Here is a 12,778-nt window from a genome sequence, read left to right on the forward strand (position 1 = left end):
TCTATTACGAAAGGCGCACGTAGCACAAAACGGCGCGGGGCTACTTTATCGCCGGATCCGCGGGATGCTCTGCCGTAGCGGTCTCCTGCCAGAATTTGCGCTTACTCGTCTTACCAATACCGGGGTTCATGCTGTTAGTCGGATCATTTTCCCGATAAAAACGTTTGAGTGTCTCCGGGGCTTCATAGAGGTGACCGACATTATGCTCAGCGGGATATTGCGCGCCGCGCTGCGCCAGCAAGGCCAGCATCTGCTCCTTCAGAGCGTGCACATCGACGCCTTTTTTAACGATGTAATCCTGATGGAAAACGTGGCACATAAAGTGGCCGTAATAGAGCTTGTGCACCAGCTGGCTGTCAATCTCTGGCGGCAAGTGCTCAAACCACTCGGTGTCGTTGCGGCGCAGGGCGATGTCGAGCGCCAGAATATCCTCCACTTCGTCGGCATGCACCGCCTGATAGCGGATCGCGGCTCCGGCGGCAGCGAAACGGTGCAGAAACGCTTTGCTCCCTTCCTCCGGCGTACAGACAAAGAAGTCCCCTTCGGCGTCAGCGAAAAAGGCCTTCAGCCAGTTTTGCGCTTCATCAATGCCGCCGCCGGACATCTTCAGCAGCAGATGGTGCTCATACTTATCGCGCCACTCCTTCATGCGCGAGGGGAGATGCGAAGGGAAGAGACCGCTGATCTTTTGCAATGAGCGGTCGATAAAGTGCGGTTTAAACACCGTCGCTTTATCGAGCAGCGCGTCGGTACGCCCTTTAATGTTGAAAAAGAGCGGCATCTTGTCGGTGCCGAGTTTGTCGATCAGCAGGAAGGTGTCTTTGCCGTAGCGCTCGGCGATATCGTAAATATCGCGGTGCATGTACTCCCCGGCAACCGGCAGATGGTCGAAATTGGCCAGAATATGGCGGCGGATCTCCGTTAACACCGCAGTCTGGTTGGTGCCGATATAGAACACCTGCTGGCGTGCTTCCGCCGGGAAGGTGTCGAGACGCACGGCGAAGACCGCTAGCTTGCCCGCGCAGCCGGAGGATTCAAACAGGCGATCGGGGTCGGCGTTATAACGCGCCGGGGTTTCGGCTTCCACATCGCGCACGCGGTTGATGTAATCATGATCGTGGCCGTGGCGCTGGTCGTGAAGCACATCACCGGGTTGAATACGATCGTCATCCAGCTTGCCGAGGATCTGTTCCGGCGTTTCGCCAAGCTTAATGCCCAGATGATTGACCAGTTGCAGACGGCCCTGATCGTCAATGCGCGCAAACAGCGACATCTCGGTGTAGGCCGGGCCGCGCTGCACCAGCGAACCGCCAGAGTTATTGCAGATGCCGCCAATCACCGACGCGCCGATGCAGGAGGAGCCAATCACCGAGTGCGGCTCGCGTCCCAGCGGTTTCAGGGCTTTTTCCAGCGAGTAGAGCGTGGTGCCCGGGTAGGCCAGCACCTGCTCGCCGTTATCCAGCAGGTGCAGTTTATCGAGGCGCAGGGTGCTGATAATGACGATATCGCGGTCGTAATCATTGCCGTTCGGCGTCGAGCCTTCCGTCAGGCCGGTATTCGCCGCCTGCATGAGAATAATTTTGTCGGCAATCACGCAGGCATTGAGAACGCGCCATAATTCAACCAGCGTGCCGGGAAAGACCACCGCCAGCGCATCGCCCTGGCCGGAGCGGAAACCTTTACGGTAGCGGGCGGTTTTGGCCGGATCGGTCAGCAGGTGAGATGCACCCACTAATCGTTTGAGTTCGTTAATAAAAGTGTTATTTGACTGGGTCACGATCCACTCCTTGTGGCGAAGCATGAATAGAAAGGATGCTCTGCTTCACGCCGGTTGCAGGCTGCGTGAATGATATTGTGAATATTTCGTTACTAATGTTAGCTCCAGAGGATGCCCGAAGGGGAGCGAATTAACATAAAAATCAGAGCCAGGCGCTGCAAGACGTGCCAGGATTATGGCACACTGCGTTTTTCCGCGGCCCGTTACCGCGGTTTTTGCTGAAAATACAAGAGAGTAAACGACATGAAATGGCTATGTTCTGTAGGTGTCGCTGTGAGCCTTGCGCTGCAACCCGCGCTGGCCGAAGAGATGATCGCGAACCATCCTTTGACGCCGCAAGCCAGGGACGCCTTTGTCACTGACCTGCTTAAAAAGATGACCGTGGATGAGAAAATAGGCCAGCTGCGCCTGATAAGCGTCGGGCCGGATAACCCGAAAGAGGCGATCCGCGAGATGATTAAGGCAAGCCAGGTCGGGGCTATTTTCAACACCGTCACCCGCCAGGACATTCGCGCCATGCAGGACCAGGCGATGCAGCTTAGCCGCCTGAAAATTCCTCTCTTCTTTGCCTATGATGTGGTGCACGGGCAACGCACCGTTTTCCCTATCAGCCTTGGCCTCGCCTCCAGCTTTAACCTTGACGCGGTGAAAACCGTCGGGCGCGTCTCCGCTTATGAAGCCGCCGATGATGGCCTGAATATGACCTGGGCGCCGATGGTCGACGTCTCGCGCGATCCGCGCTGGGGACGCGGCTCGGAAGGCTTCGGGGAAGATACCTTTTTAACCTCGGAAATGGGTCGCACCATGGTGGAAGCGATGCAGGGCAAAAGCCCGGCGGATCGCTACTCGGTAATGACCAGCGTCAAACACTTCGCCGCGTATGGCGCAGTCGAGGGCGGTAAAGAGTACAACACCGTCGACATGAGCCCGCAGCGGCTGTTCAACGACTATATGCCGCCCTATAAAGCGGCACTCGACGCCGGCAGCGGCGGGGTGATGGTGGCGCTTAACTCTTTGAACGGCACACCGGCTTCCTCCGATTCGTGGCTGCTTAAAGATCTGCTGCGCGATGAGTGGGGCTTTAAGGGCATCACCATTTCCGATCACGGCGCGATTAAGGAGCTGATCAAACACGGCACCGCCGCCGATCCGGAAGATGCCGTGCGCGTGGCGCTGAAGTCCGGCATCAACATGAGCATGAGCGACGAGTACTATAGCAAATATCTGCCGGGGCTGATCAAATCCGGCAAGGTGACGATGGCGGAGCTGGATGACGCCACGCGCCATGTGCTGAACGTCAAATATGATATGGGGCTGTTTAACGATCCCTACAGCCACTTAGGGCCGAAAGAGAGCGACCCGCAGGACACCAACGCCGAAAGCCGTCTGCACCGCAAAGAAGCGCGGGAAGTGGCGCGCGAAAGTATGGTGCTGCTGAAAAACCGTCTGGAAACGCTGCCGCTGAAAAAATCGGGCACCGTGGCGGTGATTGGGCCGCTGGCGGACAGCAAGCGCGACTCGATGGGCAGCTGGTCTGCCGCCGGGGTTGCCGATCAGTCGGTCACCGTGCTGACCGGTATTCGTGACGCGCTGAAGGACAAAGGCCAGGTGATCTACGCCAAAGGAGCGAATATCACCAACGATAAAGGCATTGTCGATTTCCTTAACCTCTATGAACCGGCGGTGGTGGTTGATCCTCGCTCCCCGAAGGCAATGATCGACGAAGCGGTAGCCGCAGCGAAGAAATCTGACGTTGTGGTGGCGGTAGTCGGTGAAGCGCAGGGGATGGCGCACGAAGCCTCCAGCCGCACCGATATCACCATTCCGCAGAGCCAGCGCGATCTGATTACCGCCCTGAAAGCGACCGGCAAGCCGCTGGTGCTGGTGCTGATGAACGGGCGTCCGCTGGCGCTGGTGAAAGAGGATCAGCAGGCTGATGCCATCCTGGAAACGTGGTTTGCCGGTACCGAAGGCGGCAACGCCATCGCCGATGTGCTGTTTGGCGACTACAACCCTTCCGGGAAATTGCCGATGTCCTTCCCGCGCTCGGTGGGGCAGATCCCGGTCTACTACAGCCACTTGAATACCGGTCGTCCTTATAACGCCGATAACCCGAACAAATACACCTCCCGCTACTTTGATGAAGCCAACGGCCCGCTCTATCCCTTCGGCTATGGTCTGAGTTACACCACTTTCAAAGTGTCGGATGTGAAGATGTCTGCGCCAACCCTGACCCGCGGTGGCAGCGTGGATGCAAGCGTCGAGGTGACCAATACCGGCAAGCGCGAAGGGGCGACGGTGATCCAGATGTATGTGCAGGATGTCACCGCGTCAATGAGCCGCCCGGTGAAACAGCTGCGCGGCTTTAAGAAGGTCAACCTGAAACCGGGTGAGACGCAGACCGTCAGCTTCCCGATCGATGTCGACGCGCTTAAGTTCTGGAACCAGCGCATGAAGTACGACGCCGAGCCGGGCAAGTTCAACGTCTTTATCGGCGTCGACTCCGCCCGCGTCAACCAGGGCGAATTTGAATTAAAGTAACCACTCATCAGGCCGGGCAACCGGCCTTTTTTATTACCCGCTTTACCGTTTCGCACCGCTTCACCTTCGCGTCGCTATTTTTCAGCTACGCTTTTTTCTCAAGCTGCTGATAAAGGCAGTAAAAAAATGAGGGATAAATTATGACACTCAGCCGAAAACTTGCCTGCTCAGTGGCGCTAATCGCCGCCGTAAGCTTACCGTTGCAGGCCGCAGAACCGATCAAAGTGGGATCGAAAATCGACACCGAAGGCGCGCTGCTGGGCAATATCATTTTGCAGGTGCTGGAGAGCCACGGCGTAAAAACCGTCAATAAAGTGCAACTCGGCACCACGCCGGTGGTGCGCGGTGCCATCACCTCTGGCGAGCTGGATATCTACCCGGAGTACACCGGCAACGGCGCGTTCTTCTTTAAAGAGGAGAACGATCCGGCGTGGAAAAACGCGCAGCAGGGCTACGAGAAGGTGAAAAAACTCGATGCGGAGAAGAACAAGCTTATCTGGCTGACGCCTGCTCCGGCTAATAACACCTGGACCATCGCCGTGCGTCAGGATCTGGCGCAGAAGAACAAACTCACCTCCCTCGACGATCTCAGCCGTTACCTGAAAAACGGTGGCGAGTTCAAACTGGCTGCCTCGGCGGAGTTTATTGAGCGTGCCGATGCGCTGCCTGCCTTTGAAAAAGCCTACGGCTTCGATCTGAAGCAGGATCAGCTGCTGTCGCTGGCCGGTGGTGACACGGCGGTGACCATCAAAGCGGCGGCGCAGCAAACATCCGGCGTTAATGCTGCGATGGCTTACGGCACCGACGGCCCGGTAGCGGCGCTCGGCTTGCAGACATTAAGCGATCCGAAAGGCGTACAGCCGATCTACGCCCCGACGCCGGTGGTGCGTGAAGCGGTGCTGAAAGCCTACCCGGAACTGGATAGCTGGCTGAAGCCGGTCTTTGCCAGCCTCGATGAGAAGACCCTGCAAAAGCTGAATGCCAGCATTGCGGTGGAAGGGCTGGATGCGAAGAAAGTCGCGGCGGACTACCTGAAAGAAAAAGGCCTGGTGAAATAAGGCGTGATGGAGGGATCGAAACGCTGCCACAACCGCGTGCTGTTACTGCTGGTTGTACTGGGAGGGCTGGCGGCATGGCTGCCGTTTATCAACTATGCGCCAAACCGGCTGGTTTCCGGCGAAGGGCGTGCGCTGTGGCAGCTCTTTAGCGGCCTGTGGCTGCTTGCGCCCGCGCTTTTGCTGATCCTCTGCTTTGTGCCGGGGCGCAGTGCGCAGGCGGCAATGCTGGTTCTGGCTGAACTCCTCTTCTGCCTGCTGGTGTGGAGCGCAGGCCGCGCGGCAACGGATCTGGCGCAGAGCGGCAGCGCGCTGGCGCGCACCTCACCCGGCAGCGGCTTATGGTTATGGCTGGCGCTCAGCCTGCTCGCCTGTAGCGATGCCATTCGCCGCCTTGTTGCTCACCCGGTGTGGCGCTGGCTGCTGCATATGCAGATTTGGCTACTGCCGCTCTGGCTGCTGCTCAGCGGCGAGCTGGATAACCTCTCGCTGCTGCATGAGTACCGCAACCGCCAGGAGGTGTTCAATGATGCGCTGGCGCAGCACTTAACCTTGCTGTTCGGCACGCTGCTCCCGGCGTTAGCCATCGGTTTCGCGCTCGGGCTGTGGTGCTATCGTCATCCGGCGCGGCAGGGGCCGGTCTTTACCGCGCTCAACATTATCCAGACTATCCCCTCCGTTGCGCTGTTTGGCCTGCTGATTGCACCACTCGCCGGGCTGGCGCAGCACTTTCCGTTCCTCGCATCGATAGGCATTGCCGGTACCGGCATCACACCGGCGCTGATTGCGCTGATCCTCTACGCGCTGCTACCGCTGGTGCGCGGCGTGGTTGCCGGGCTGAACGAAGTCTCCGCCGATGTGCTGGAGAGCGCACAGGCGATGGGCATGAGTGCGTCGCAGCGCTTCTGGCAGGTGCGGATTCCGCTGGCGCTGCCGCTGTTACTGCGCAGCCTGCGGGTAGTGGCGGTTCAGACGGTTGGCATGGCGGTGATCGCCGCGCTGATTGGCGCAGGCGGTTTTGGCGCGCTGGTCTTCCAGGGGCTGCTCAGCAGCGCGCTGGATTTGGTGCTGCTCGGGGTGATCCCGGTTATCGGCCTGGCGGTAGTGATTGACGCCCTGTTTGATCTTGCCCTCGCGCTGTTGAAGGTAAAACACCATGATTGAATTTCACAACGTTTCCAAAACCTTTGCCGGGCAGCGGGCGGTTAACCAGCTAAATTTGCAGATGAAAACCGGCGCGTTTTCCGTGCTGATTGGCACCTCCGGCTCGGGAAAATCGACCACCCTGAAGATGATTAACCGCCTTGTTGAACATGACGAGGGAACGATCACCTTCGCCGGGGAGGAGATCCGCAGCCTGCCGGTGCTCGAACTGCGCCGCCGCATGGGCTACGCCATTCAGTCGATTGGGCTTTTCCCCCACTGGACGGTAGCGCAGAACATCGCCACCGTGCTGCAACTGCAAAAGTGGTCGCGCGGCAAACGCGACGCGCGGGTGGATGAACTGATGGCGCTGCTCGGGCTGGAGCCGGGGCTGCGCGATCGTTTTCCACACCAGCTTTCCGGCGGGCAGCAGCAGCGTGTTGGCGTCGCCCGCGCGCTGGCCGCCGATCCGGAAGTGCTGTTGATGGATGAACCCTTTGGCGCGCTCGACCCGGTCACCCGCAGCGCCCTGCAACAGGAGATGGTGCGCATACACCGCCTGCTCGGGCGTACCATTGTGCTGGTGACCCACGATATTGATGAAGCGCTGCAATTAGCCGATCACCTGGTACTGATGGATGGCGGCAACGTCGTGCAGCAGGGGACGCCGCTGGAGATGCTGACCGCGCCGCAGAATGAGTTTGTGCGCGAATTTTTTGGCCGCAGCGAGCTGGGCGTGCGCCTGCTCTCTCTGCGCCAGGTAAGCGACTATCTGCGTGACGAACCGGTCAGCCACGGCGAGCCGTTGCAAGCGCAGATGAGCCTGCGCGAGGCGCTCTCCGCTTTTGTCGCCCAGCGTTGCGAGGTGTTGCCGGTGCAGGATGCCAATGGGCAGCCCTGCGGCAGCCTCCATTTCCGCGATCTGTTACGCGGGGAGGCGGGCCGTGAAAATATTGCGTGATCCGCTGCTCTGGCTGCTGGCGCTGTTTATCGCGTTGCTGATGTGGTTGCCCCACAGCGCGCCGCTGTTTAGTGCGCTCTTTCCGCAGTTGCCGCGCCCGGTCTATTTGCAGGAGAGCTTTGTCGCGCTGACCCTTGCCCACTTCTCTTTGGTGGCGCTCTCGAGCGTTATTGCGGTGGCGATTGGCATGGGCGTCGGCATTGCCGTGACGCGACCCGGTGGGGAAGAGTTTCGCCCGCTGGCAGAAACTATCGCCGCCGTCGGGCAGACCTTTCCGCCGGTGGCGGTGCTGGCGATTGCGGTGCCGGTGATGGGCTTTGGCAAAGCGCCCGCCATTATCGCGTTGGTGCTCTATGGTGTACTGCCAATTTTACAGGGGACGCTGGCGGGGATCGCTGCGGTTCCGGCAAGCGTACAGAGCGTGGCGCAGGGGATGGGCATGAGCGGCTGGCAGCGGTTGCTCAAAGTGGAGCTGCCGCTGGCCGCACCGCTGATTGTCGCCGGAGTTCGCACATCGGTGATTATCAACATCGGTACGGCAACCATTGCTTCTACGGTCGGGGCAAGCACGCTGGGAACGCCGATCATTATCGGCCTGAGCGGGTTTAATACGGCCTATATTGTGCAGGGGGCAGTGCTGGTGGCGCTGGCGGCAATCATTGTCGATCGGGGCTTTGAACGGCTGGCGCTACGGCTCAACCGGCACCGCCGCGCACGATAAACGAATAACCAGCCAGCATTACGCCGCCGATCCCGCCGATGGCCATCAGCAGAAAGATCGCGATGACAAGAATTTTACCAGGCTTCATCTCAGGCTCCTTTTAAGTGAGGCCGGCATTATAAAGGCATTGTGAGTTGTTAATGAAACATTAAATGCCGAGAAGCCACACCTGATGCCCCGTCTCCTGCCAGGCCTGCAATTGCTGCTGCTGCGCGGGGGAGGGGGAGTCGCCGCACCACACCAGCAGCATCTTGCCTTTGAACATCTCCGGATGAAACTGAGTGAACGGGTGCGCAAGAATGCCGACCTGCCACTCCTGCTGGCTGGCGATCCAGCCTTCAATCCACATCCGCGTGCTGTCCTGGACACCCCAGCCGACCACCAGCGCCGGACGGCCATGCGCCTGCTGCCGCGACGCCGATAAGTTGTCGGCTATCAGGCTAATCAGAATGCCATCCAGCAGGCTAAGCTTTGCCTGGTAAGCGGAGCGTGTGCCCTGCAAGCGTGCGCGTAAGGGGTTAATCAACTGGTGCGCCAGCGTTTTTGCCGGGTGGTCGCGCATCAACTCGCTCAGCCACTGCTGGAGGGTGTTGCCATCTCGCTGTTGCAGCAGATGCATCGCCCGCTCCTGATGGCTTTGCCAGACGTAGTGACGCTTGTCGCTGCTGTTCGCCAGCAGCGCCTGAACTTTACTTACCTGCACGCCCGATTCAACCCAGTGCTGGATTTCACGAATACGATCGATGTCCGCCTCGCTGAAGAGCCGGTGGCCGCCATCCGTGCGTTGCGGGGTTAACAAACCATAGCGGCGTTGCCACGCACGCAGTGTGACGGGGTTGATATCGCATAACAGAGCAACTTCACCAATAGTGTAAAGCGCCATGATCTCTCCTTTGCTTCCCGAATGCCGGTATAACTTTAGACCTTTCTTAGGGGTGAAGACAACAACAGTAACGTTTTGTTTACTCTTTATTCATAACTGCGCATACCCAGGCACAATATGTGACTCAGAGCACGAATTTCTCTTTTTTTAACCTCTGTCGAAGAAACCATCGCCGACTCGCTGTATGTTACGCGCTTTATGTGATGTGGTGTGGCGGGTATGTACGAGTTCAATCTGGTGTTGCTGCTGCTTCAGCAGATGTGTGTGTTTCTGGTGATCGCCTGGCTGATGAGCAAGACGCGCCTCTTTATCCCGCTGATCCAGGTCACCGTGCGTCTGCCGCACAAGCTGCTCTGTTACGTCACCTTCTCCATTTTCTGTATTCTTGGCACCTATTTCGGCCTGCATATTGAAGACTCCATCGCCAATACCCGCGCGATCGGCGCGGTGATGGGCGGCCTGCTTGGCGGCCCGCTGGTCGGCGGGCTGGTGGGGCTGACCGGCGGGTTGCACCGCTACTCAATGGGCGGCATGACCGCGCTGAGCTGCATGTTCTCGACCTTTGTCGAAGGGCTGCTTGGCGGTCTGGTGCACAGTTTTCTTATCAAGCGCGGGCGCACCGATCGCGTCTTTAACCCCTTTACCGCCGGGGCGGTCACCTGCGTGGCGGAGCTATTGCAGATGGTAATTATCCTGCTGATTGCCCGCCCCTTCGAAAGCGCACTGCATTTAGTGCAGAGCATCGCCGCGCCGATGATGGTGACCAATACCGTCGGCGCAGCGCTGTTTATGCGCATCCTGCTCGACAAGCGCGCCATGTTTGAGAAATACACCTCGGCATTTTCCGCCACGGCGCTGAAAGTGGCGGCCTCCACCGAAGGCATTCTGCGCCAGGGCTTTAATGAAGAGAACAGCATGAAGGTCGCGCAGGTGCTCTATCAGGAGCTGGATATCGGCGCGGTGGCGATAACCGATCGCGAACGGCTATTAGCCTTTACCGGCGCGGGGGACGATCATCATCTGCCGGGAAGGCCTATCTCCTCCGTCTGGACGCAGCGGGCGATTGAGACCGGCGAAGTGGTCTACGCCGACGGCAATGAGGTGCCGTACCGCTGCTCGCTGCACCCGCAGTGCAAGCTCGGCTCGACGCTGGTGATCCCGCTGCGCGGTGAAAACCAGCGCGTGGTCGGTACCATCAAACTTTATGAGGCGAAAAACCGCCTCTTTAGCTCTATCAACCGCACACTGGGGGAGGGGATTGCGCAGCTGCTCTCGGCGCAGATCCTCGCCGGGCAGTATGAGCGGCAAAAAGCGCTGTTGACCCAGTCGGAGATCAAACTCCTGCACGCGCAGGTCAACCCGCACTTCCTGTTTAACGCGCTCAACACCATTAAAGCGGTGATCCGTCGTGACAGCGATGAGGCCGGGCTGCTGGTGCAGTATCTCTCGACCTTTTTTCGTAAGAACTTGAAACGCCCCGCAGAAATCGTCACCCTTGCGGATGAGATTGAGCATGTAAATGCTTATTTGCAAATTGAAAAGGCGCGCTTTCAGGCGCGGTTGCAGGTACGGCTTGAGGTGCCGGAGGCGCTGGCGCACTTACATCTGCCCGCTTTCACCTTGCAACCGATAGTCGAAAACGCGATCAAACACGGCACGTCTCAACTGCTGGGCGTAGGGGAGATCACCCTGCGTGCCAGCCAGCAGGCGCAGCATCTGGTGCTGGATATTGAGGATAACGCCGGGCTTTATCAGCCGAAAAAGGATGCCGGTGGCTTAGGAATGAGCCTGGTGGATAAGCGGCTGCGCGCCCGTTTTGGTGACGAGTGCGGCATCAGCATTGCCTGCGAGCCGGATCTTTTTACCCGCATTACCTTACGACTCCCTCTGGAGGAAGAGGCATGTTAAGAGTGCTGATTGTTGATGACGAACCGCTGGCGCGGGAGATGTTGCGCAGCCTGTTGCAGGAAGAGCGCGACATTGAGGTGGTGGGCGAGTGCGGTAACGCCATTGAAGGGATTAGCGCGGTGCATAAACTGCGCCCCGACGTGCTGTTTCTTGATATCCAGATGCCGCGTATCAGCGGGCTGGAGATGGTCGGCATGCTCGATCCCGGCAACCGCCCCTATGTCGTGTTTCTCACCGCTTTTGATGAGTATGCGGTGCAGGCTTTTGAAGAGCACGCTTTTGACTACCTGCTCAAGCCGATTGAAACGCAACGGCTGGCGAAGACCCTCAACCGCTTACGTCAGGATCGCGGCGTGCAGGATGTGTCGCTACTGGCAGATAATCAACAGCCGCTGAAGTTTATCCCCTGCACCGGCCACAGCCGCATCTGGTTATTGCAGATGGAGGAGGTGGCATTTGTCAGCAGCCGGATGAGCGGCGTCTATGTCACCAGCCACGAAGGCAAAGAGGGCTTTACCGAACTGACGCTGCGCACGCTGGAGAGCCGCACGCCGCTGGTGCGCTGCCACCGGCAATATCTTGTCAATATGGCTTTTCTTAAGGAGATCCGCCTTGAGGATAATGGCCAGGCCGAGCTGCTGCTGCGCGACGGGCTGACGGTGCCGGTGAGTCGACGCTATCTGAAAAATTTAAAAGAGGCGTTGGGGTTGTAAATTCCTGCGCGATGCCTACACTGCGCGCTGGTTCATCATTTCGGAAAGAGACATGCTAAATAACGATATCCTGCGCAGCCTGCGTTACACCCTGCAGGTCGACAACACCGCCCTGGTGCGCATTCTGGCGCTGGCGGACACTGAAGTCACGGCTGAACAGCTGGTTCCGTGGCTGCGTAAAGAGGATGAGGAGGGGTATAAACCCTGCCCGGATATTGTGCTGTCGGCGTTTCTTAATGGGCTGATTTATGAGAAGCGCGGCAAAGATGAGAGTGCGCCGCCGCTCGCCATGGAGCGCAAGCTCAACAACAATATCGTGCTGAAGAAGCTGCGCATCGCCTTCTCGTTAAAGACCGACGATATTCTGGCGATCCTCACCGAGCAGCAGTTCCGCGTTTCAATGCCGGAAATTACCGCCATGATGCGCTCGCCGGAGCATAAGAATTTCCGCGAATGCGGCGACCAGTTTTTGCGCTACTTCCTGCGCGGGCTGGCAGCACGTGGGCAGAAACCAAAGAGTTAACGGGCGTTTTTAGCCGATAAAAAAACCGCATACACGCGAGGTGATGCGGTTTAATTAGCCCGGCAGACAAGATGCTACCGGGCAATAAACAACTTATTTCACTTCTTTAAAGCCGCGCGCTTTCAGTAACTCTTCTGACTGCTTCATGCTGATTTTACCGTTAACCGTGCCGGTAAATTCAGAACCCTGCAGGCTGTTCAGCTGAGCGAAGTCCACTTCGTTGTAGTCAACTTCCAGCGTCTCCTGAGCATAGGTCTCTTCATACGCTACGCTCTCTTTCACACCTTTCACGCTCTGGTATTTTTTGCTAATCGGATCCAGAACTTTCATCGCTTCTTCTTTGGTTTTCGCGCCAATAGAGGAGTATTCGATTTTGTTCTTCGCGGTCTGACGCTCTACTTCATCACCCTTGTAGTAGTAAGTCAGCGTCACTTCCGTACCGCCCGTCGCCCAGGTAAAGGTCTTGCTCTCTTCTTTATCACCACAGCCGGTCAGGCCAACAACTAAAGCGACAGAAAAGAGTGCTGCAATGATTTTGCTGAATTTCACGATA

Annotated in this window: 12 protein-coding genes; 8 read left to right on the forward strand and 4 right to left on the reverse strand. The window is 58.1% G+C overall.

The window, feature by feature from the left end; all coding sequences use genetic code 11:
- Positions 1–40: 40 nt before the first annotated feature.
- Positions 41–1,801 (reverse strand): D-lactate dehydrogenase, encoded by a 1,761-nt coding sequence (dld, locus tag EH164_RS07685; RefSeq protein WP_124967823.1) that lies wholly within the window; start codon positions 1,799–1,801, stop codon positions 41–43.
- Positions 1,802–2,020: 219 nt separating this feature from the next.
- On the opposite strand from dld, the gene bglX reads away from it, so the two are divergent.
- The 5 genes from bglX (at position 2,021) to EH164_RS07710 (ending at position 8,198) form a co-directional block, all read left to right on the forward strand.
- A complete protein-coding gene (bglX, locus tag EH164_RS07690; RefSeq protein WP_124967824.1) occupies positions 2,021–4,318 on the forward strand; it encodes a beta-glucosidase BglX in 2,298 nt (765 codons plus the stop codon).
- Positions 4,319–4,458: 140 nt separating this feature from the next.
- The gene (locus EH164_RS07695) at positions 4,459–5,376 is read left to right on the forward strand and encodes an ABC transporter substrate-binding protein (protein WP_124967825.1); all 918 of its coding nucleotides are present in this window, start codon (positions 4,459–4,461) and stop codon (positions 5,374–5,376) included.
- Between the two features lie 6 nt (positions 5,377–5,382).
- Complete coding sequence (locus EH164_RS07700; protein WP_124967826.1) at positions 5,383–6,537, forward strand: ABC transporter permease; 1,155 nt, start codon at positions 5,383–5,385, stop codon at positions 6,535–6,537.
- The gene (locus EH164_RS07705; protein ID WP_023479702.1) at positions 6,530–7,477 is read left to right on the forward strand and encodes an ABC transporter ATP-binding protein; all 948 of its coding nucleotides are present in this window, start codon (positions 6,530–6,532) and stop codon (positions 7,475–7,477) included. The genes EH164_RS07700 and EH164_RS07705 overlap by 8 nt, the downstream gene beginning before the upstream one ends.
- Positions 7,461–8,198, forward strand: coding sequence for an ABC transporter permease (locus EH164_RS07710; RefSeq protein WP_124967827.1), 738 nt, complete (start codon positions 7,461–7,463; stop codon positions 8,196–8,198). Before EH164_RS07705 ends, EH164_RS07710 begins: the two co-directional genes overlap by 17 nt.
- Here EH164_RS07710 and EH164_RS07715 read toward each other — a convergent pair.
- The gene (locus tag EH164_RS07715) at positions 8,173–8,286 is read right to left on the reverse strand and encodes a protein YohO (protein WP_023479821.1); all 114 of its coding nucleotides are present in this window, start codon (positions 8,284–8,286) and stop codon (positions 8,173–8,175) included. The genes EH164_RS07710 and EH164_RS07715 overlap by 26 nt on opposite strands.
- 60 nt (positions 8,287–8,346) lie before the next feature.
- Positions 8,347–9,081, reverse strand: a complete 735-nt coding sequence (locus EH164_RS07720; protein ID WP_124967828.1) for a MerR family transcriptional regulator — start codon at positions 9,079–9,081, stop codon at positions 8,347–8,349.
- Between the two features lie 219 nt (positions 9,082–9,300).
- Here EH164_RS07720 and EH164_RS07725 point away from each other — a divergent pair, with 219 nt between their 5' ends.
- The 3 genes from EH164_RS07725 to EH164_RS07735 are packed head-to-tail and all read left to right on the forward strand — an operon-like array spanning position 9,301 to position 12,225.
- A complete protein-coding gene (locus tag EH164_RS07725) occupies positions 9,301–10,989 on the forward strand; it encodes a sensor histidine kinase (RefSeq protein WP_124967829.1) in 1,689 nt (562 codons plus the stop codon).
- Positions 10,983–11,702, forward strand: coding sequence for a two-component system response regulator BtsR (gene btsR / locus EH164_RS07730; RefSeq protein WP_124967830.1), 720 nt, complete (start codon positions 10,983–10,985; stop codon positions 11,700–11,702). Before EH164_RS07725 ends, btsR begins: the two co-directional genes overlap by 7 nt.
- Before the next feature lie 52 nt (positions 11,703–11,754).
- Complete coding sequence (locus EH164_RS07735) at positions 11,755–12,225, forward strand: DUF1456 family protein (protein WP_023479843.1); 471 nt, start codon at positions 11,755–11,757, stop codon at positions 12,223–12,225.
- A gap of 93 nt (positions 12,226–12,318) precedes the next feature.
- Here the strand turns inward: EH164_RS07735 and EH164_RS07740 are convergent, their stop codons facing one another.
- On the reverse strand, positions 12,319–12,774 hold the full coding sequence (locus tag EH164_RS07740; protein WP_023479721.1) for a YehR family lipoprotein: 456 nt from the start codon (positions 12,772–12,774) through the stop codon (positions 12,319–12,321).
- Positions 12,775–12,778: the final 4 nt, after the last annotated feature.

This window comes from Kosakonia sp. CCTCC M2018092 (assembly GCF_003864115.1).
Lineage (GTDB): Bacteria > Pseudomonadota > Gammaproteobacteria > Enterobacterales > Enterobacteriaceae > Kosakonia > Kosakonia cowanii.